12 protein-coding genes are annotated in these 21,075 nt (G+C 46.5%); 10 read left to right on the top strand and 2 right to left on the bottom strand.

Translation table 11 applies throughout. The features are described 5' to 3' along the window. Positions 1 to 88 precede the first annotated feature (88 nt). The 6 genes from BUR42_RS25885 to BUR42_RS25910 are packed head-to-tail and all read left to right on the top strand — an operon-like array spanning position 89 to position 10,886. Positions 89 to 3,196 carry a SusC/RagA family TonB-linked outer membrane protein gene (locus BUR42_RS25885; protein WP_074242449.1) on the top strand — a complete coding sequence of 1,036 codons (3,108 nt, stop codon included), beginning with the start codon at positions 89 to 91 and terminating at the stop codon, positions 3,194 to 3,196. A gap of 18 nt (positions 3,197 to 3,214) precedes the next feature. Beyond that, positions 3,215 to 4,858 (top strand): RagB/SusD family nutrient uptake outer membrane protein, encoded by a 1,644-nt coding sequence (locus BUR42_RS25890; protein ID WP_074243224.1) that lies wholly within the window; start codon positions 3,215 to 3,217, stop codon positions 4,856 to 4,858. 48 nt (positions 4,859 to 4,906) lie between these two features. Beyond that, positions 4,907 to 6,328, top strand: coding sequence for a hypothetical protein (locus tag BUR42_RS25895; RefSeq protein ID WP_074242450.1), 1,422 nt, complete (start codon positions 4,907 to 4,909; stop codon positions 6,326 to 6,328). 10 nt (positions 6,329 to 6,338) lie between these two features. After that, positions 6,339 to 7,349 (top strand): GntR family transcriptional regulator, encoded by a 1,011-nt coding sequence (locus BUR42_RS25900; protein WP_074242451.1) that lies wholly within the window; start codon positions 6,339 to 6,341, stop codon positions 7,347 to 7,349. A gap of 10 nt (positions 7,350 to 7,359) precedes the next feature. Next, complete coding sequence (locus tag BUR42_RS25905; protein WP_074242452.1) at positions 7,360 to 9,297, top strand: glucosidase family protein; 1,938 nt, start codon at positions 7,360 to 7,362, stop codon at positions 9,295 to 9,297. A gap of 17 nt (positions 9,298 to 9,314) precedes the next feature. Then, complete coding sequence (locus BUR42_RS25910; protein WP_074242453.1) at positions 9,315 to 10,886, top strand: solute:sodium symporter family transporter; 1,572 nt, start codon at positions 9,315 to 9,317, stop codon at positions 10,884 to 10,886. Here BUR42_RS25910 and BUR42_RS25915 read toward each other — a convergent pair. After that, entirely contained in the window at positions 10,870 to 12,240 is a 1,371-nt protein-coding gene (locus tag BUR42_RS25915) for a Gfo/Idh/MocA family protein (protein WP_074242454.1), read from the bottom strand. The genes BUR42_RS25910 and BUR42_RS25915 overlap by 17 nt on opposite strands. A 53-nt stretch (positions 12,241 to 12,293) precedes the next feature. Here BUR42_RS25915 and gloA2 point away from each other — a divergent pair, with 53 nt between their 5' ends. From gloA2 to BUR42_RS25935, 4 genes are all read left to right on the top strand, one after another. Continuing rightward, entirely contained in the window at positions 12,294 to 12,683 is a 390-nt protein-coding gene (gene gloA2 / locus BUR42_RS25920) for an SMU1112c/YaeR family gloxylase I-like metalloprotein (RefSeq protein WP_074242455.1), read from the top strand. Positions 12,684 to 12,727: 44 nt separating this feature from the next. Further along, a complete protein-coding gene (locus tag BUR42_RS25925) occupies positions 12,728 to 14,854 on the top strand; it encodes an outer membrane protein assembly factor BamB family protein (protein WP_074242456.1) in 2,127 nt (708 codons plus the stop codon). Positions 14,855 to 14,927: 73 nt separating this feature from the next. Continuing rightward, positions 14,928 to 16,364: an NHL repeat-containing protein gene (locus BUR42_RS25930; protein ID WP_074242457.1), complete on the top strand. Its 1,437-nt coding sequence runs from the start codon at positions 14,928 to 14,930 to the stop codon at positions 16,362 to 16,364. Between the two features lie 132 nt (positions 16,365 to 16,496). Then, positions 16,497 to 20,054 (top strand): Ig-like domain-containing protein, encoded by a 3,558-nt coding sequence (locus tag BUR42_RS25935; protein WP_084185827.1) that lies wholly within the window; start codon positions 16,497 to 16,499, stop codon positions 20,052 to 20,054. A 28-nt stretch (positions 20,055 to 20,082) separates the two neighbouring features. Here BUR42_RS25935 and BUR42_RS25940 read toward each other — a convergent pair whose 3' ends face one another. Continuing rightward, entirely contained in the window at positions 20,083 to 21,045 is a 963-nt protein-coding gene (locus BUR42_RS25940; RefSeq protein ID WP_074242459.1) for a phosphotriesterase family protein, read from the bottom strand. Positions 21,046 to 21,075: the final 30 nt, after the last annotated feature.

The following is a 21,075-nucleotide window of genomic DNA, read 5'->3' on the forward strand; positions in this document are numbered from 1 at the left end:
TTATGAAAAAGGTAACCTAGATACCTTAACCATTTACTATTAAACGCTTCCACGGCTTATACTTTCCACAAACCAAACAAATGCTGTTATGAAAAGAACAAAGCATAATGGGCATCCTATTGCCTTTGCCTCCCAGGCGGAACATCCGCTTAAGGCGTTTATCCTCCTATTCCTTTTACTGTGCAGTTCTATTTTATCTTTTGCACAGAACAATGCCCGCGTGATCAGCGGAAAGATCAAGAATGATAATGGTGAGTTCATTCCAGGCGCCACCATTATGGAAAAGAACAGTAAAACTGGCGCCATCTCTGATAACAGTGGTAGTTACTCCATCAGGGTTTCCGGCAGCAATACCATACTGGTGATCTCTGCAACAGGCTTTACTACTACTGAAATTCCGGTAGGCGAAAGGAGTAGCATAGACGTTACACTTCAGAATGAAAATAAAGAATTGAATGAAATAGTGGTGATAGGTTATGGTGCCAGGAAAAGAACAAATCTCACAGGTGCTGTTTCTGCTGTTACCGGTAAGGAACTGCAAAAATCCCCCGCTGTAAATATCACTAATTCCCTTGCAGGCCAGGTGCCTGGTCTGATAGCGAATACCAGGAGCGGTGAGCCTGGGAATGATAATGCGGAGATCTTTGTTCGTGGTAAAGCTACATTGGGAAGCACCGGCGCACTGGTTGTTATAGATGGTGTTCCTGACAGGTCTGGTGGTTTTGCCAGGCTCAACCCTGCGGATATTGAATCGATCTCTGTTATTAAAGATGCTACCGCAGCCATTTACGGTGCCCGTTCTGCAAATGGTGTTATCCTGGTTACCACCAGGAGAGGGCGGTCTGGTACACCTGTATTGTCTTTCAGCACTAACTGGGGTTTCACACAACCCACACGGGTACCTGAGATGTTGAATTCTTACGAGTATGCCGTGGCAACAAATGAATATGATGTATTGCGCGGGCAGCAGAAAACCTGGCCGGATGCGGATATTCAATTGTTCAAAGATGGCTCCGATCCACTCGGCCATCCTAACAGCAACTGGTGGGATGCTATTATGAAAACATGGGCAATGCAGCAGAATCATGTTGTTTCGCTCAGTGGTGGCACGGAGAAAGTAAAGTATTATCTCTCCGGTCAGTATCAGCATCAGGATGGCATTTACAAGCAAAGCGCAGCTTATTATAAACAGGCACAGGCAAGAGCTAATATAGATGTAGCAGTAACAAACAATTTCAAAGTAGGGATAGATGTGTTGTACCGTAATGAGTTCCGCAATGCTGCGAAACCGGGGTATGATGCAGGTGGAATATTCAGGGAGTTATGGCTGGCTTATCCTTACCTGGTGCCCAAATATCCTAATGGTTATGTAGGGCCAGGCATAGGTGGCGGACCTGATAACAGCATGATCTATATTACGAACGGAGATGCCGGTTACCAGCGTTTTACGAACGATTACCTGCAAACAAAAGCATCTTTCAACTGGGACCTTTCCAAAATTACAGATGGCCTTTCACTGGATGGTTATTATGCCTACGATCTTACACTGAACAGAACAAAACAATTTGTACAAACACCTCCAGCCGCTTACAGGTATAATCCTTCCACGAAGGACTATACAAGGATCGTATCCTCCATTACCCCCAACCTCAATGAACTAAGAGGTTCTGTAAGGCAGAAGCTCCTGAACCTGCGGCTGAATTACAGCAGGAAGTTTAATGATCATGCACTGGATGCTTTTGTTGCCTTTGAAAGGTTCCAGGGCGAGGCCGATAACATTACGGCTTACAGATCTAACTTCCTCAGCAATTCCCTGGATGAGTTGTTTGCAGGCAGCCTTATCGGGCAGCAGAACAATTCTTCCGCTGCGGAATCAGGCCGTATCAACTACATCAGCCGTATATCTTACAATTTCAGGAATAAGTATCTCCTGGATTATAATATGCGCTACGATGGATCGCAGAATTTCCCCGAAGGTAAACGTTATGGTTTCTTTCCGGGTGTGTCTGCTGCATGGCGTATTTCGCAGGAACCTTTCTTCCGCTCATCTTTCGTAAGTGACCTTAAGGTAAGGGCGTCATGGGGTAAAACCGGTAACGATGCAGTGAGTGCTTTCAACTATATTCAAACGTACCTGTTTGGTACCGGCTTCGGTTATTCACTGGGCCCCAACGCATCACAGGTGAGTTCACTGAACCTTGGCCCTACACCCAACAGGAACATTACCTGGGAAGTGGCCAACACTACAGATCTGGCAGTAGAATCCCAATTCCTGAATGGAAAGATTGGCCTGAGCCTTGACTACTTCCGGTCTATGCGCACGGGGATCCTGATCGCACGCAGCGAATCTGTTCCCGGTTATACGGGTGTTACCCTGCCATTGGAAAACCTGGGACGCGTGCTGAACAGGGGTATTGAGGTAGAAGCTTCCTATAATAACAGAACAGGGAAAGACTTCTCTTATTCCGTAAGAGGGAACATGACGTTCGCACGGAACAAAGTGATCTATATGGACGAAGCGAAAAATATTCCTTCCTACCAGCAAAAAACCAACCTCCCGATCGATGCCTGGTTCCTTTATCAATCAGATGGTATTTACCAGAACCAACGGGAGATAGATAACAGTCCGCATCCTGCAGGTACTGCTCCCGGCGATATCCGTTATAAAGATCTCAATAATGATAAACAGATCAATGGACTGGATATGGTGAGAACACCATTGGTAAGAACACCTGAGATCATCTACGGTGCTGCATTCAATTGCACCTGGAAAAATATTGATGTGTCTGTTTTCTTCCAGGGGCAGGCAAGGGCCAAATCTTATCTCGCACCCGCAGGGTTAAACCTGGCCAGGGAATTTTTCACTGACCGCTGGCAGAAAGAAGGAGATAATACCTATCCCCGCAATTTCAGCGGACCTACGGGCAGAACTTTTGGTGTAAACACCATGGCTTCCGACTTCTGGTTGCGCAATGCTGCCTTTGTGAGATTGAAGAATGTGGAGATCGGTTACAACCTGCCATCTTCCTGGCTGGGCAAAGCAAAGATCCAGGGTGCCAGGATCTACGTGAGCGGAAATAACCTGTTCTCTATCGATAAATTCGGGCCATCTTATGATCCTGAAATACCTAACGATAATGGCTATTATTACCCGCAGCAGCGGATCGTAAACATCGGTGCAAACCTCAGTTTCTAACGGTAACAAATGAAAAGCATGAAAACATTATATATTATTTGTGTGCTGGCTGTAGCTATGCTACTCAGCGCATGTAACGACACGCTGGACCTTAAGCCGAAGAATGCCTATTCTGAAGAAGATGTATGGGGCGATCCCAAACTGACGGAAGTTTTCGTGAATGGCATTTACGACAGGGCCGTGCTGGCATATAAAGACGCAGGTTATGGATGGGCAGCACAAACAGATGAGCTCTACGGAAACTTTAACTGGACAAATGAGAATGTATATGTGCGGGGAGAAGCCACTCCGGATAATCAAACCAGTGGTTCGCTGAACAACTGGAATAGCTTATATACTGCGATCCGGTATTGCAACACCTTCTTTTTAAACATTAATAAAGTTGATTCCACAGGGAATGAAAGCCTTATCCGCCGTATGAAAGGAGAAGTATATTTTCTCCGCGCAATGGCCTACTTTGAATTGCTGAAACGTTTTGGCGGTGTGCTGCTGATCACCAAGGTCTACGATGTTACAGATAAGACCTTTACTGAAAAAAGGGCCACCTGGCAGGAAACAAAAGATTTTATCCTGGCAGATATAGCACAGGCAGTGCAGCTGTTACCTGCATCCCAAAGCAATGATATGAATAAAGGCAGGGCCACTGCCGGGGCTGCGCTCGCGCTTAAATCCCGTTTGCTGTTGTACGCGGCAAGCCCTTATTTCAACAAAACCAACGACCAGCAATTATGGCGCGATGCAAGGGATGCGGCCAAAGCGGTGATTGATTACAATGGCAAAATGTATAGCTTGTATGGCAACGCAGGCAATGGTACCTATAATAAGATCTTCCTCGACTTCTTCAATCCTGAAGTGATCTTTGGAAGGGTATACAGCGGCCTGGTGAAGGCAGACCGGTATAACACGGTGAGCAGGGACCTTAGTCCTAATGGATACGATGGTTACAGTGCATACAATGTGATCCAGCAAATGGTAGATGAATTTGAAATGGCAGATGGTACCACCTTTAGCTGGAATAATCCCGCCCATGCGCAGAACCCTTATGCTAACAGGGAACCACGTTTCTATGCGGATATACTCGCCAATAACCAACAATTTAAAGGACGGCTTACACAGTTCTATGAAGGTGGGGATGATTCCCCCCAAAGCCCTTATTCCCCCTGGAATGCATCTAAAACAAGGTATTGCATGCGTAAAATGGTGGACGAGGCTGTAGACTGGAAAAAGCAGGATTTTGCAGCCTCTCAATGGGTTGTGTTCCGTTTGTCAGAAATGTATCTTAACTATGCGGAAGCTTGTGCTGCATTGGGGCAATACGGAGAAGCCCGCACTTATCTGAATGATCTGAGGCAGCTGAAAGCAGGATTGCCTGCAGTGACGGCTCCTGATGCGGGGCTGATGGACAGGATAAAACATGAAAGAAGGATTGAACTTTGCTTTGAAGGGCATCGTTACTTTGATATCAGAAGATGGGGCGTTGCTGAACTGGGATCGGAAGATGCCAAGGGTGTGGTGATCACGAAACAGCCAAACGGTACCTTCACCTACCAGCAGATCACTGTGGAAGAAAGAACATGGGTGCCCGGCTTTTATTTCTATCCGATACCAAGAACGGAAATACAGAAGAATCCGAATATCACACAGAATCCGAATTATAATTAATACAATAAGCAGGGGCCATCTGCCCCTGCTTATAAGAAATACTTTTCCATGTTTATCAGGTCCTTATTATTGTTACTGATTTGTTTAAAGGGAAATGCACAACAGATTGTATTTCATTCTTCCAATGCTAAGCTGGAAGCAGCTTTCAACTGGGCACAGCAAATGGCTTTATCTTACAAGGGGCACAAGGATGATCCTGTTGGCCCCTGGTATGAATCTGCCTTGCCGCCAAGGTCTGCCTTCTGCATGCGGGATGTGGCACATCAATGTATTGGAGGGGAAATACTGGGGCTGGCCGCAGAGAACAGGAATATGCTAACGCTGTTTGCTAAAAATATCTCGAAGGAAAAAGACTGGTGTTCCTATTGGGAAATGAACAAACATGGCCTGCCTGCCCCTGAAGATTACCGGAACGACAAGGAGTTCTGGTATAACCTGAATGCGAATTTTGATATCATGAATGCGAACTGGCGCATGTACCTGTGGACGGGGAATAAGCTTTATATCAATGATCCTGTTTTCCGCAACTTTCACGATAGATCTGTGGATGAATATATCAATACCTGGATCTTACAGGCAGATTCGCTGCTGGTAAGACCGGCTTACCCGAATGCACCCATCCCCTTCAATGAGAAGGATGCCTTTCATCGTTGCCGGGGGCTGCCTTCTTATTCAGAAGGTGTACCCCATCTGAAAATGGGAGTTGACCTGATCGCAGCTTTATACAGAGGGTTGGAAACATATGCAGCGATACTGGAAACCGGGGGCCAGCGTGCTAAAGCTGCAGGATACAGGCTTAAGGCTGAACAGTATCGCCGCCACATAGAGAACACCTGGTGGGATGCGCAGGCACAGCAATATCAGACCCATGTTACGAATGACGGTGCCTTTGGAAAAGGAGAGGGCGAAACTTTCCTGCTTTGGTTTGATGCATTGAAAGACAGTACCCGCGCCAGGAGAACAATAGAGCACCTGGTATCTAATAACTGGAATGTGGAGAATCTGTCTTATTTTCCGGTAGTACTTAGCAGGTATGGCTATTACGATCAGGCATTGCGCTATATACTCCATCTGGCAGATCCCGGTACAAAGAGAAGGGAATATCCGGAGGTTTCTTTTGGCGTGGTGGAAGGGATCATCCAGGGTTTGATGGGAGTGGATGCCGATGCACGGTATAACAGGATAAGTACCCTTTTCAACGGGCAGCAGGCAGATACGCTCTCTGCTGAAAACATTCCGGTACTCTCCGGGCGCATTACTGTAAGTGAATATAGGAATAGCGCCAGCCTGCAATACCATGGGAATACTGCTATTGTATGGCGGGCGAAATTTACCGGAAGGCACGCTTTCATTAAAACAGGGAACAGGAAGATAAAGGCATTGCAGGAATTGGATAAACGGGGTAATTTTATCTCTTATGCAGATGTGAAGCTGCAGCCGGGAAAGGCGATGACAGTAACGGTCGATTAAAATATCATGGATGCGAAATGTATTTGAAAAAATAAGGGAACTGGAAGAAGTAGCAGCTTACTCTAAGCGGGACCGCCTGGTGCAGGGGATCATTAATGCCATCAACGAAAAGGTGCTGCAGATGGACGATCCGCTCCCTTCTGTGAACACACTGATCAGGGAGTTGAAGTTTTCGCGGGAAACTATTGTGAAAGGGTACCAGGAACTTGTAAGCAGAGGGATCATTGAATCAAAGTACCGGCTTGGCTATTTTGTAGCACATGGAAATACTGAACAGGTGATGAAAGTAGCGCTGCTGATGTACAACCTTGATACCTTTGAAGAGCAGTTCTACAGGAATTTCAGGCATCAGCTGGGTAAGGGCGTGGAGCTGAATATTTTCTTTCACCACGGTAATATAGAGATCTTCGAAACAATACTGCTGCAGATCAGGGGTAAATACGGGATGTATGTGGTAGCTCCTATTCCGCATCCCAGGTCAAAGGAGTTGCTGGATACTATTCCCCGCAGCAAGTTCCTGATGTTTGACAGGTACGAGCCATTGGACGGGGAATTCAATTACATCACCCAGGAGTTCAAACAATCGTCCTACAACGCATTTAAACAACTGGCAAAAGAGATCAAACAATTTGATGAAATGATCTTCCTGCATTCCCCGGAATCGCTGGACCCAAAGGAGATCGTTTCCGCCTTCAAAAAGTTCCTGAAGGACTTTAAAATGAAAGGCAGCATTGTAAATGAGTTCAGCCCGGGTATGGTGGAAAAAGGAAAAGTATATTTTACGCTGGACAACTTTGCCATGTGGGAAATACTGCGGGAGTGCGAAAAAAAGAAATTGAAACCAGGTAAAGACGTAGGCCTGTTATCACATAACGATGAACCTGCAAAAGAGTTTGTAGGGATCACTACTTATTCCACAGACTTTGCACTGATGGGCAAAATGGCCGGCCAGGCTGTTATTAACAGGGAAAAGATCCGGCAGATCATACCCACTGCACTGGCCAAGAGAAAAACACTTTAAAAAGATATAGATGAGATACTTACTTGTGTGGCTATTATTAGCTTCATCCCCTTTGTGTGCCCAATTGAAATGGCAAATGCAGCCGGATGGAGGAATTATATGGAGGATCAAAACGAATGAAATACATGCTGATCATATAGAAATGAGTGGAAAGAAGATCTCTGCCATTATCTATTATGGGAAGGACAGTGCAGGTGGGTTGCTGCTGAAACAGAAACTTATTTTCCCTATGCTGCGCACTATACCCAATGATACAAGAGGAAGCCTGATCCGGACCTTTGAGCAGCATATTATGGATTCCGTAAAAGTTAATGGGGCTTATGTGCAGGAAGTACCGCAATCCTTTTATATAAAAGGATACCTGCAATCTGAAAGTACCACAAATGCCGGCCTGTTCATCAAAAGACAAATATTTCCTTCAACGGAAAAGGCTGCATACATAGAAAGATATACTTTGTCCAATACGGGGAAAAAAACACTCTCCGTAAGCATTCCTATGCAGGATAAAAACATTGTAACAGATGCAGTAAAGGGTGTTGATGGTGCTTATACTATAAATTACCGGGTGTACAACGGAGGTGATCTTATATTACAACCGGGAGAAAAATGGACGTTTGCTGTTGTTATATCTGCCGCCGGTTTTATTTCAGCAGATTATGAATTTGAAAAGCGGAAAGCGCTGATAACCCAGCTGGGAGAATCCCTGGTACTGGAAACGCCGAATGATACCATCAACAGGATGTTCAGCTTTGCCAAGATCCGTGCTGCAGAAAGTATTTTTGATACAAAAGAAGGGCTGATGCATGCTCCCGGTGGTGGTGAATATTATGCCGCTATCTGGGCCAACGACCAGGCGGAATATGTGAACCCTTTTTTTCCTTTCCTGGGAAATGTGGAAGGTAATGAATCTGCCAGGAATAGTTTCCGGCTTTTTGCCCGGTATATGAATGATGATTACAAACCTATTCCCAGTTCCATTATTGCAGAAGGTACTGATTTCTGGAATGGTGCCGGAGACAGGGGAGATCAGGCCATGATTGCCTATGGTGCTTCTCTCTTTGCGCTATATTCTGCTGATACGGTTAATGCAAAACGCCTCTGGCCATTGATCTCCTGGTGTAATGAATACCTGCGCCGTCATAAAACTAAAGATGGAGTGATCACCTCGGATTCTGATGAACTGGAAGGGCGGTTTAAAGCAGGCAGGATCAACCTGTCCACTAACGTGCTGGCCTATGGAGCATTTGTATATGCATCCAGGCTGGCTGCTTCCCTTGGATTGCGGCAGGACGCAAACAGGCTGCAGCAGGAAGCCTTACAGTTACGAAAGGATATTGAAACCTATTTTGGCGCTACGGTGGAAGGGTATAAAACGTATCGTTATTATGAAGGTAATGATGTGTTACGCTCCTGGATCTGCATACCACTGGTGATGGACATTTTTGACCGTAAAGAAGGAACCATCCATGCATTACTTTCTCCAAGGCTTTGGACGAAGAACGGGATCCTCACGGAAGCCGGTTCTGCCACCTTCTGGGACAGGTCTACCTTGTATGCCTTCCGTGGCATGCTGCGGGCAGGGGTAGTAGATACTACGCTTCCCTATCTCAGGTATTATTCTTCACAGCGCCTGCTGGGTAGCCATGTACCTTATGCCATAGAAGCCTGGCCTGAAGGAGATCAACGGCATCTCTCTGCTGAAAGCGGGCTTTATTGCAGGGTTATAACGGAAGGGTTGTTTGGTTTTGATCCCCTGGGCTTTTCTCAGTTTACCATCTGCCCGCGTTTACCAAAAGAATGGAGCAGTATGAAGCTGCGGAATATCAGGGCTTTCAACAGGAACTTTGATATTGAAGTGAGCAGGCATAAGATCAATGTTGTATCAGCAGGTAAAATGATAAAAAGCATCAATTGGGATGGCCACAGCCCGGTTAATTTGACTTTTTGAATTAACTTTCCTGTTGTATGAATGCAACAATATTCCTGACCTTCCTACTGATAACGGTTTCCATCGGCGTTATTTCCTGGTATAAAACGAGGCGGGAAAAGGCTAATACCATTACCGGCTTTTTCCTGGCTAACCGCAGCCTGGGATTTATCACAGTGGGGAGCAGCCTGTTGTTTGCTAATATTAATACCGTACTTTTTGTTGGAGAGAACGAACTGGTGTACACCAATAACATGAGTGTAATAGCCTGGGGCATGACATCCGTTATAGCCATGCTGGTTGTTTCGGAATTTATTATGCCCATTTACCTTCGTACAGGCATTGCCACCACGCCGGACTATCTTGAAAAAAGATATGACAGCAGCACAAAAAAAATAGTCTCCCTCATATTCCTTGTTAACTATATCGTTAATTTATTGCCTTCTGTATTATACGGTGGCGCCGTGGCATTTAACGGCCTGTTCCATTTTTCAGATCATTATGGCATTGATTACTGGACCAGCATCTGGGTGCTGGTATGGATAATGGGGAGTATCGGCGGATTGTATTGTATCCTGGGTGGTTTAAAGGCTATCGCTATTTCCGATGTACTGTTAGGTGCCGCTATGTTCACCGGCGGCATATTATTGCCCTGGTTTGGATTGCGTTACCTGGGGAATGGTAATATCTCAGAAGGTTTGGCAGTGATCTTATCTTCCAAAACAGAACACATGAAAGTGATCGGCGCTGCCGGAGATGCCGTTCCCTTCTCTACAATATTCACGGGTATGCTGCTGGTGAACCTTTACTACTGGGGTACTGAGCAATATACAGTGCAGCAGGTGCTGGGTTCGCGCAACCTGGCGGTTTGCCAGAAAGGTATTGCGCTGGCTGCTTTTGGGAAGGTGCTTTCTCCATTGCTCATTAATATTCCGGGGCTAATAGCCGTGCATATGTATAGCAGTATGCAGAATACAGCAGAAGTATTTCCAAGGATGGTGAGTGATGTATCACCGGCGCTCTTTGTGGGTTATATGGCAGCCATTTTGTTCGGTGCCACATTTACTACATTCAATGCAGGGCTTAATAGTGCCAGCACCCTTTTCATCCTTAATGTATACAAGGCCGGGCAGAAAAACGAAAAGCAATTACTGCGTATTGCAAAACGTTTTGAGATCATTATCTGTTTGCTGGCCATGTGCATTGCGCCATTTATCATCTTTGCGAAAGGGGGTTTTTATAACTACCTGCAAACGGTAGGAGGGTTGTTCAGCGTGCCTATTTTTACCATTATACTGGTGGGTTTCCTCACCCGGAAAGTGCCGCCCATCGCTGCTAAAACAGGCCTCGCCTTTTTTATTGTTACGTATGGTGCTACACAGGTGATCTTTGATACCGGCATACATTTCTTGCATATCCTGGCCATGTTGTTCATTATTACCTGCATACTGATGCTGATCATAGGAAGGATGTATCCTATGAAAGTGCCTTATGTGCGCGAAATGAGCAATGTGGTGAATGTGGAACCCTGGAAAGGGCGGCATATTTATTCCGCACTATTGGTGATGGCAGTGATAGCCGTGTATGTATTGTTTACGATCTTAAGTTAGCACCTGGGTGTTCCCATGGTTTCCTGTAAGGGCGCAGCAATAATCCTGTAGCTTCCCGGTCTCCCACAATAATGCGTTTTTCCGGATCGTATACCAAGGGTCTTCCTGTTTTCATGGAAAGGTTGGCGAGGATACAGCTGGCAGTGGAAATATGTCCTTCTTCAATATCTGCTACGGGGCGGCCTCCTGTTTCAATCGCTTTAATGAAATCCAGCATGTGCAAACGGGTAGCAGGTGCTGCGTTCAATTCAATAGCGGGCTCGGTCACATCTTCAGGATATTTCTCTTTCTCATATACCACATCTTTATGAATGGGTTCGCCTTTGCCCTGCGGAATAAAATCGTAGGACATGGTGCTGGCTTTCAGGGTGCCCTTTTCACCGTATAGCGTAAATGCCCATGGATACTTCGGATCGGCAGGTGTGCCCCAGGTCCTGTGCTGCCATACACAATTCAGGTTATCATATTCAAAGATGGCGGTTTGGGTATCCGCGATATTGGATTTACCTTCTTTCTGTACATAAATACCGCCGGTGGAACTGATGCGTTTAGGCCAACCCAGTTGCAGCATCCAGCGTACGGTATCCAGCATGTGCACACACATATCCCCCATAATACCATTGCCGTATTCTGTAAAAGTACGCCACCAGCGTTGATGGGGAATACCATCGTAAGGGCGCATGGGCGCTGGGCCTGTCCACATTTCATAATCAAGGAAATCAGGTACAGCCTGTACGGGCGGATTACCATTATTGCGCATGTGGTAATAACAGCACATTTCCACATGTGATATTTTACCGAGCAGGCCTGCGTCTACAATATTCTTTTTTGCATCGATAAGGTGCGGTGTGCTTTTACGTTGCGTACCTACCTGTACTACCCGGTTGTATTTCCGGGCAGCAGCTAACATCGCTTCGCCTTCCAGCACATCTACGCTGATGGGCTTTTGCACGTATACATGCGCGCCGGCTTTCACGGCTTCGATCATATTGAGTGCATGCCAATGGTCCGGCGTACCGATCAGTACAATGTCCAGTTTATTTTCCGCCAGCATTTTCCGGTAATCTGTATAGAGCTTGGGTTTGGCGCCTGATTTTTGTCTTTTGCTCACCATTTCTGCAGCACCTGCCAGCATATTCTTGTCAACATCACAAAGCGCAACAACATTAACGGGCGATACCTGGATCAGTCTGAAGAGATCACTTTTGCCATACCAGCCTGCACCGATCAGCCCTACCTGGTATACTTTGGTGGGATCCATAAAATCAATTGCTTTAGCGCCGAATGTGGAAAGCAGCAGGGATGCCGTGGCTCCTTTGAGGAAATGACGTCTGTTGATGTGGAAGGGTTGCATAGTGGAATATTTGATAAATGCTCTTTAAGATACAATATTATTAGTTTTGTGGTATGCTTACATTGAATAAAGTACATCATATTGCCATTATCTGTTCCGATTACGAGCGTTCCAAACGTTTCTATACGGAGGTTTTAGGATTTGCGGTAGTACAGGAAACTTTCCGTGCTGCACGCCAGTCCTGGAAACTGGACCTTTCCCTGGGTGGTACTTACATCATAGAGCTGTTTTCTTTCCCCGATCCCCCGGAACGGCTTTCCCGGCCTGAGGCACAGGGTTTGCGGCATCTTGCTTTTGAGGTGAACGATGTGGAAGTGGCAGTAAAGGCCTTACTGGATAAGCAGGTAGTTACGGAACCCATCAGGGTGGATGAATTGACCGGGAAACGGTTCACTTTCTTTGCCGATCCGGATGGTTTACCGCTGGAACTCTATGAGCGTTAAAAAAAAGCGATTATATTTATTCTCATAACATCCACGTCTACGTTATGAGAATTATTCCTTTCCTGTTTATCGTCCTGTTTTTTTCTTGTAAGAATGACACTTATGAGCATTGGAGCACCTATAACGGTACCAAGGCCGGCTTAAAGTATTCTTCCCTCAAACAGATTGATACTTCCAACGTACAGCAGCTAACAGTAGCATGGGAATACCATACCGGCGATGTGGATACGGCGAATCACTCCCAGATCCAGTGTAACCCCATTATGGTGAACAATGTATTGTACGTGATCTCTCCGCAACTGAAACTGGCAGCACTGGATGCCGCTACGGGGCAACAGAAATGGGTATTTGATCCCTGGGCTGCGGGGAAGAAAGAAAAGAACCTCAATAACCTGCGGGGCCTTACTTACTGGGAAGATGAAAAGGACAAACGGCTCTTTTATACTGCAGGCCCACATCTTTATGCCGTGGATGCACTGAGCGGAAGGTCAGCCCTCACTTTTGGGGATAGTGGAAGGATAGACCTGCACAACGATTTGGGAGAAGCTGCGAAAGATATGTATGTGATCACTACTTCTCCCGGTATGATCTATAAGGATCAGATCATTATTGGTTCCCGGGTGTCTGAACGCAGTGATGCAGCGCCGGGGCATATCCGCAGTTATGATGTACATACCGGTAAACTGCGCTGGATCTTTCATACCATCCCTCAGCCGGGCGAAGAAGGATATGATAAATGGGATAATCCGGAAGTTTATAAACACCTTGGCGGCGCTAATTCCTGGTCGGGTTTCAGCCTGGATGAAGAAAGGGGCATCCTCTTTGCCCCTACGGGTTCTGTATCCTTTGATTTTTACGGTGGTATGCGGCAAGGCGCAAATCTGTTTGCCAATAGCCTGTTAGCCTTAGATGCTAATACGGGAAAACGCATCTGGCACTTCCAGCATATCCATCATGATGTATGGGACCGCGATCTGCCTGCGCCACCGGTATTGGTTACGGTAACGCATAATGGTAAAAAGGTGGATGCGGCAGCACAGATCACCAAGTCCGGTTACGTATTGCTTTTCGACAGAGTGAATGGTACGCCACTTTTCCCCATAGAAGAACGGGCAGTGCCAACACAGAGTGAATTAACGGGAGAGAAGTTATGGCCTACGCAGCCTTATCCTGTACTGCCTGCACCCTTCACCCGTCAATTGATGAAGGAGTCTGATCTCAACTTCCTCTTACCCGATTCATCTTTTAAAGATGTAAAGGAACGCTGGACACATTATAAGAAAGATCACATGTTTGAACCGCCTTCCAAACAGGGAACAGTCGTTTTCCCCGGACTGGATGGTGGAGCGGAATGGGGCGGTCCGGCAGTTGATCCTGAAACCGGGATCCTGTATGTGAATGCAAATGAAATGCCCTGGGTAGTAGAGATTGTAGACCTGCGCGAAAAACCGGCTGCAAAGGAAACGAACCTGCAGGCGGGAAAAAGACTTTACCGTAATCATTGCATGAGCTGCCATGGCCCTGACAGGGAAGGGGGTGGGAATTATCCTGCGTTGCTGAATGTTTCATCCAAATATACCACGGAGCAATTCATACAATTAGTCAATACAGGCCGTCGTATGATGCCGGGGTTTAAACGTTTGCAGGAAGAGGAGAAGCAAGCTATCGCTGCTTTTATCCTTGATCTTAAACCTAAGCAAACCCTGGCTTACAAAGGGCCACAGCAGCCTGTAGATAGTTTCAGGAACCTCCCTTATGCTATGACAGGGTATAATAAATTCCTCAGTAAAGAAGGGCATCCCGCTATCAGTCCACCGTGGGGAACATTGAGCGCCATTGATCTTAATACCGGTAAATACCTTTGGAGAGATACTTTAGGAGAAGATCCTGCATTTAAGGGCAGGGGGATCAAAACGGGAACAGAGAATTACGGGGCGCCTGTGGTAACGGCAGGAGGTTTGTTGTTCATTGCAGCTACCAAGGATGGAAAGATGCGTGCATTCAATAAAAGAACGGGGCAGTTATTATGGGAAACAACTTTGCCGGCAGCCGGGTTTGCTACGCCGGCCATTTATATGGTGAATGGTAAACAGTATGTGGTGATAGCCTGTGGGGGAGGGAAATTGAATACGGCATCCGGGGATAGTTATGTAGCGTTTGCTTTAAAATAATCGTAAATTACAATACCAGCCACCCTGCGAAAAGCCTGCGCGTATTCCATTTAATTAACAAAAACACCCCAACATGAAAAAGCAAATGTTTGTTTGGCTTTCGGCATTGGCTATTGTGTTCAGTGCATGTGAACGCATCCCCGGAAACCAACTCCCCAAAGACATTGATATCACTATTACTGACATCGCCGGTAAACCTGTTGAAACGATATATGCAGGTATGCTCATCAAACTTGTTTCGCCGGAATTTAAAAACTTACCGATACGGCAGGAAGGAAAGTTTTTCATCGATAAGCAGGAAGCGGAGATCAAAGAGGCAAAGGGCGACTATGTACTCCTTTCTTTACCCATGTTAAATTATATTGAGCTCACAGGGGTTGACATATCATTACTGATCAGGAATACCCGTTGGCAGCTCTGCAGTGCCTGTGTATTGTACAGGCCTACTGTCAGAGGGGTTGTGCTGGCAGGCACCAAGGAAGGAACATTTAACCTTCCGGCAGAAATGACCCTGGATGCAGCGGGGAATATTTATGTGATAGATCAACGCACTGGTCACGACCTGATCAAAAAAGTAACACCTGCCGGCGTTACCACTGATTTTGCGGGCATGGCAAATGAATTCGGCAGACTGGTAGGGATTGCGATTGATAATACCCGTGGGTTGATGTATGTATCTGACGCCACCAGCCAGCAGGTAAAGGCTATCAATCTTGCCAGTCCAACTACGATCAGTGTATTGGCGGGAAGTGGCACTGCGGGTAATACAGATGGAACTGGTACGGCTGCATCCTTCCGTTTTGGAAGTAACCTGGTCAGCGATTTCGGAACATCTGAAATAGGCCAGGGAATGACCATCGACGCAGGTGGGAATTTATACGTAGGTGAGTTGTATACTGCAACGATCACTTTTGCATCACAGATCCGGAAGATCACTCCGGCTGGTGTGGTAACTGTTGTACCGGGCAGCCGCATAGAACCCATGAGCCAGGCAGAGGTTGCCATACCTTCAGGTGTAAGTATCGATGCCGGGAATAATATTCATTATGTAAGTGGCAGCTCCGGTTTTTTCCAGGGCATCACAAAGATCACGCCGGGAGGTATTGCTTCCAGGCTGGCAGGTAAAACTTCTTTTGAAGGCCTGAATGATGGCACCGGCAATGTGGCGCAGTTCTCATATCCTAAAGCGATCGCCTCCCTGAACACTTACTTTTACGTGGCGGATGGAACAAATGGAGCGCTTCGCCGGGTGAGTAATACCGGAGCAGTGATTACCCTGGCAGGCGTGGGGCATTTTGAAACGGCTGCTTATTGTGCCTGTCCTTTTGCAGGGCCAAGGGATAGCAGTTATGTGATGCCGCCCATTTTAGTAGTGCCCGGGGATGCTTATGAAACATTGGCCAAAGCCATCCGGATGAACCAGGCGGGGGGTGTAGCCGTCAGGAATGCAGGGCTCATTTATGTGGCGGATTATGGGTACAGATGTATCTGGAAGATCACGATCGGATGAATATCAGGGCTTTGTAAAAAACGACTTCCTATAGAATGATACTTTTAACGGGTAATTAAGTACGTTTTGACAGGTATCTGTCAGAACGTAAAAGGGTAGTTTTATTCCATTGTAAACCCAATCAAGATCTATATGAAGAACACGTTACTCGTATTATTGTTATTTGTATTGTCGTCTTTTAAAGAAGGTCCCGTTATGGTTTCCCGAACGGTGTGGGAATTAACACAGATCCCGAATATTGCCACAGAAACAGGCCGGATAAAAACCTCCCTCCAGATGGCGGATTTTGAACCGGTAGGTTTGAGAGCTACAGCCAATACTCCCCTGGTATTGAATGTAGAGCAGGTAAGCGGTTCGGGCATGCCTAAGTTAATTGTTGGTACGTACGACCGGCAAACGGTCACCACCTACGACCTGGTGGCCGGGGTGAATACCATCACCAATGCCAATGGGGGAGATCTGTATCTGCAGTATTCTTCCGCAACCCCTTCCGGCAATAATAAGGTAAGGGTCACTTTTCAAAGCGGGTATCAACAGATGCCGCTGTACATAAAAGGCACTACCACACACCAGGACTGGCTGGATATGCTGGCTGCGGACACCGCATCTCCCAACGTTACCCTGATAGCGGACAGGGTATTTATTGTGGTATCGCAGGTAAAGGCGGAACAGTACCAGCATGAAAACCAGGATACCCTGCTTTCGCTTATGGATCGCGTGATGCAGGCTGAAGGGGACATTAGCGGGCTGGATAATAGTGCGCCTGTACATGCTCCTTTTTCCCGCAATAAATTAATGATGCTGGAAAAGGCCAGCGGAAATCCTGATGCCACATCTTTAGGCCGTGTAAGGATACCGACAGTGAACATCAACTGGATTCTATCTCCTTCCTATATCCTGCAGGATGGTGGCTGGGGTGTTTTCCATGAGTTGGGGCATCACCACCAGCATTCCGCCTGGACCTGGAGCACCTGTATAGAAGTATGCGTGAACATTTATTCCCTTGCGGCGAAACGGGCTATCCATCCCGGGCAGCAGGGCATGAGCACGAGCGACTGGAACAGTATCATGAATTATCTGGCACAACCACAAGCTTCAAAGAACTTTAACGCCAGCAGCGTTTCGCTTTTTATGCGCCTGGGTATGTTCCATCAATTATGGCTCGCATATGGGGATGCGTTCTATCATACGTTACATAAACGTGTTCGGGAAGAAGCACCTTCATCCGGTACTGATGAAGTAGAAATGCGTACGTTCATGTTGTATGCCTGCCAGATCAGCGGAAAGAACCTGGGGCAGTTCTTCAGGAACTGGGGACTGAATGTGAATCAATCCGTGTATGATGAGATCAATGCATTGGGATATCCGGCGCCGGTAACAGACCCTTCCACTTTGCGGGAAGACCTTACGGCTACGATCACTTCCCCAGCTGCCAATGCCGTTTTCCCTGCAGGTTCGAATATCAATATTTCCGCTACCGCTTTTGGGCCTGAAGGCATCCGAAAAGTGGAATTCTTCCAGGGGGCGGTGAAACTGGGAGAGGATAGCACAGCTCCTTACAGTTATGCATGGAACAGTGTTAACCCGGGTAGTTATGTTTTAACTGCAAAGGCTACCAGCTTGAGTGGGGCTGCTGCTACTTCAGCTGCGGTGAATGTAACCATGGATGCTGTATCGATTACTTCTCCCGTAGAGAATACCTCTTTCCCATCCGGCACAGCTATCGTTATCAATGCTAATGCCGCTGCTACAGGTAGTGCTGTTACGAAGATGGAGTTCTATGCAGATAGTATTAAGATAGGAGCGTCTTCCACAGCGCCCTACAGTTTCTCCTGGCAAAATGCAACACAGGGTAGTTATACACTGACGGCGAAAGCGATCTATCAAAACGGTGATACCGCTACATCATCCCCTGTTAGTATTGTTGCCGGCGGATTGTTCCCGGTAGCGGATGCTTATGTGCGCGATGGAGGAACAGCCGCCACCAATTATGGTACTGCAACCGGATTAGTGGTAAAGAAAGATGGCAACAGCGGATTCAGCAGGATCACTTACCTCAAATTCGATCTGCATGATTTTACTGACCCGGGTACGGCGAAACTTCGTTTGCAGTTATCAGGTGCCGGTACGGCTATCGCCGGTACACAATGGCAGGTATGGAAAAGTGCAGATGACAGCTGGACGGAAACAGGTATCAACTGGAATAATAAACCAGCCAATGCTGTACTGCTGGCTACATTGCAAGGGAAGCGGACAGGTGCTGCGGAATGGGATATCAGTAACCAGGTGATAGAAGAGATCAATGGTGATAAGGTGTTGTCTTTGGTGATTGTTTCCACAGTGTCCGGGCAAACCAACGATGCGAGCTTCCATTCAAAAGAAGTAGCAGATGCTAAACTGAAACCGGTCTTGCTGATCAATACTTATCCGAAGATCACCTTAACACAACCCGCCAATAATGATACATTGACCGAACACAACACTGTTGCTATACAAGCCAATGCCAGTGATGATCAGCAGGTGGATAGTGTGCAGTTCTATGTGAATGGAGAAAAGAAAACTACTGTTACATCATCTCCTTATCAATGGAGCTGGGAAGATGTTGCACCGGGTACTTATGGTATAAAGGCGAAAGTAACAGACAGTACACAACTGAGTACATGGTCTGATTCCATAACGGTTGTGGTGATCGCTGATACTATTGCTCCGGTGATCTTGGCTCCGCCGGCTATTACCACCACCACAGCATCATCTCCAACAGTGGTGAATATTGGTACGCCGGTAGTAATGGATAACGGAGGTATTGCGAGCATTACTAACAATGCCCCTGCATCTTTCCCTGTAGGTAATACAATTGTTACATGGACGGCAACAGACCGTAGTGGTAATAGTGCAACGGCTACACAGGCAGTGAAAGTGGAATACCTGAAGAGTTCCCTTGGTGCTGTAACTATTTTTGCCGGCACTACCAACAACAGCAGTCATGGACGGCAGGTTGATATACAGGCACAGTTGTACCTAAATGGTGCGCTGGTTGGTTCCGGCACGCTGACAGATCAGACCATTTCAGGTAAAGATCTGAACAATAGCAGAAAGATTGTTATACCCATCAACGCAGATAGTATCGTTTACACACCTGCTGATGTATTGGAGGTAAAACTGCTGGCACGGCGGCATGATGCACATGGAAGTTTTGGAATAAAGCTCTGGTACAATGCAGATTCCACCACTGCATTTTCTAAGGGATACACCAGGATGGATAAATTCACACCGGTAAGTCCGGATGGGAATTTCTTTTACCTGCGGGAGCAATATGCTCTTCAATCATCTGCAGGGAATACAGTAAGCAGTAAAACAATCCCTGCAACTGCCAGCTACCAGGAGATCGGTACCTGGTCAACTATCCAGGTTGCGCCGCAGTTCATGAGCAGATTGGGTAAGATCACGGATACGGAAGTGGGGATCAAAGCATTCCCCAACCCCAGCAGTAATGAGTTTACGCTTATAATACCAGGGGGAGAAAAGTTGGTGCAGATCAGGATCATGGATGTAGCAGGAAGGTTGGTCCAACAACTATCCACACCTGCAGGCCAGCTGATTAGATTTGGTGCTGAACTTAAGCCCGGTGTTTATTTTGCAGAAGTAAAGCAGGACGAAGAACGGACTGTATTGAAACTGGTAAAACAATAATATAAAAAAGAGATGAAGCTAACCAGCTTCATCTCTTTTTTACCGTTAATGCCTCTGCAGGATTTTTAATGATCAGTTGTTCAATATCTTCTGCTGAAAAACCTTTCAGTAGTTGGAAGATCTCTGTATATCCCCTGAAATCCCCACCATCCGGTTCTCCCGGCCTATAGTATCCTGCATCGTGGGATAGTAGCACCCGATGTAATAACCCGGCTTCTTTTAATCCTGCCAATGCCTCCAGGTAATAATCATTATTTACACCTATGTTGTCCAGGCTAATCCATGCTCCCATTTTTGCTGCACGGATATGCATTGTTTTATCTTTCTCTGCCTGCGCATGTACCCATACAAAGGCATCCGGTTTCACGTTCATTTCTTTTAGTATTTCCAGTTGCTCAAATGCAGCCCTGGCAGGGCCTGTGTGAGAATAAATAATGAGCCCTGTTTTCAGATGTGTAATAGCAGCAGCACGAACGAGCTTTTTATGGACCTCCGTGAGACCATTCGCGGGGCCATCTACACTGATCTTGATGAATCCCGGTTTGATGCCGGTGCCGTCTATTCCATGTTCAAACTCCGCAATCCACCTGGCAGCCAGTTGTTCTGCTGTTTCGGTAAATGCCCAGGAAGGAAGGTGTTTATTGGAACGGGCACCATAATACCCGGTGTTAGTAATGAAGTTTATACCTGTTTTATCGGAGAGCATTTTTAACAGCCGTACATCCCTTCCTAAGAATGCAGGGGTGCATTCAACAACAGCCTGTACACCCGCTTTTTTTGCTTCCATGAAATAAGGGACTACTTTATTGAGTACAGTTGTTTTGTTCCACCTGTTTTCATTTGTTTTGTCTGCACCGATAAAGTCTACCAGTACATGTTCATGCGCGAGGGTCCTGCCAAGGCGGTTAGCATCAACAGGGCCGTTCACGGTTATGATCTGCCCTGCAGGAATGAATGCAGTAGCCAGGGTTATTAGTATCAGGATATTCATGTAATAAATTTAATAAAAAAAGGGCTGATT

Source organism: Chitinophaga niabensis (assembly GCF_900129465.1).
Taxonomy (GTDB): Bacteria; Bacteroidota; Bacteroidia; order Chitinophagales; family Chitinophagaceae; genus Chitinophaga; species Chitinophaga niabensis.

Coding starts and splice junctions, on each gene's coding strand:
- BUR42_RS25905 (WP_074242452.1), top strand. CDS start 7,360: ATGAGATACTTACTTGTGTGGCTATTATTAGCTTCATCCCCTTTGTGT.
- BUR42_RS25930 (WP_074242457.1), top strand. CDS start 14,928: ATGAAAAAGCAAATGTTTGTTTGGCTTTCGGCATTGGCTATTGTGTTC.
- BUR42_RS25895 (WP_074242450.1), top strand. CDS start 4,907: ATGTTTATCAGGTCCTTATTATTGTTACTGATTTGTTTAAAGGGAAAT.
- gloA2 (WP_074242455.1), top strand. CDS start 12,294: ATGCTTACATTGAATAAAGTACATCATATTGCCATTATCTGTTCCGAT.
- BUR42_RS25925 (WP_074242456.1), top strand. CDS start 12,728: ATGAGAATTATTCCTTTCCTGTTTATCGTCCTGTTTTTTTCTTGTAAG.
- BUR42_RS25890 (WP_074243224.1), top strand. CDS start 3,215: ATGAAAACATTATATATTATTTGTGTGCTGGCTGTAGCTATGCTACTC.
- BUR42_RS25885 (WP_074242449.1), top strand. CDS start 89: ATGAAAAGAACAAAGCATAATGGGCATCCTATTGCCTTTGCCTCCCAG.
- BUR42_RS25940 (WP_074242459.1), bottom strand. CDS start 21,045: ATGAATATCCTGATACTAATAACCCTGGCTACTGCATTCATTCCTGCA.
- BUR42_RS25935 (WP_084185827.1), top strand. CDS start 16,497: ATGAAGAACACGTTACTCGTATTATTGTTATTTGTATTGTCGTCTTTT.
- BUR42_RS25900 (WP_074242451.1), top strand. CDS start 6,339: ATGCGAAATGTATTTGAAAAAATAAGGGAACTGGAAGAAGTAGCAGCT.
- BUR42_RS25915 (WP_074242454.1), bottom strand. CDS start 12,240: ATGCAACCCTTCCACATCAACAGACGTCATTTCCTCAAAGGAGCCACG.
- BUR42_RS25910 (WP_074242453.1), top strand. CDS start 9,315: ATGAATGCAACAATATTCCTGACCTTCCTACTGATAACGGTTTCCATC.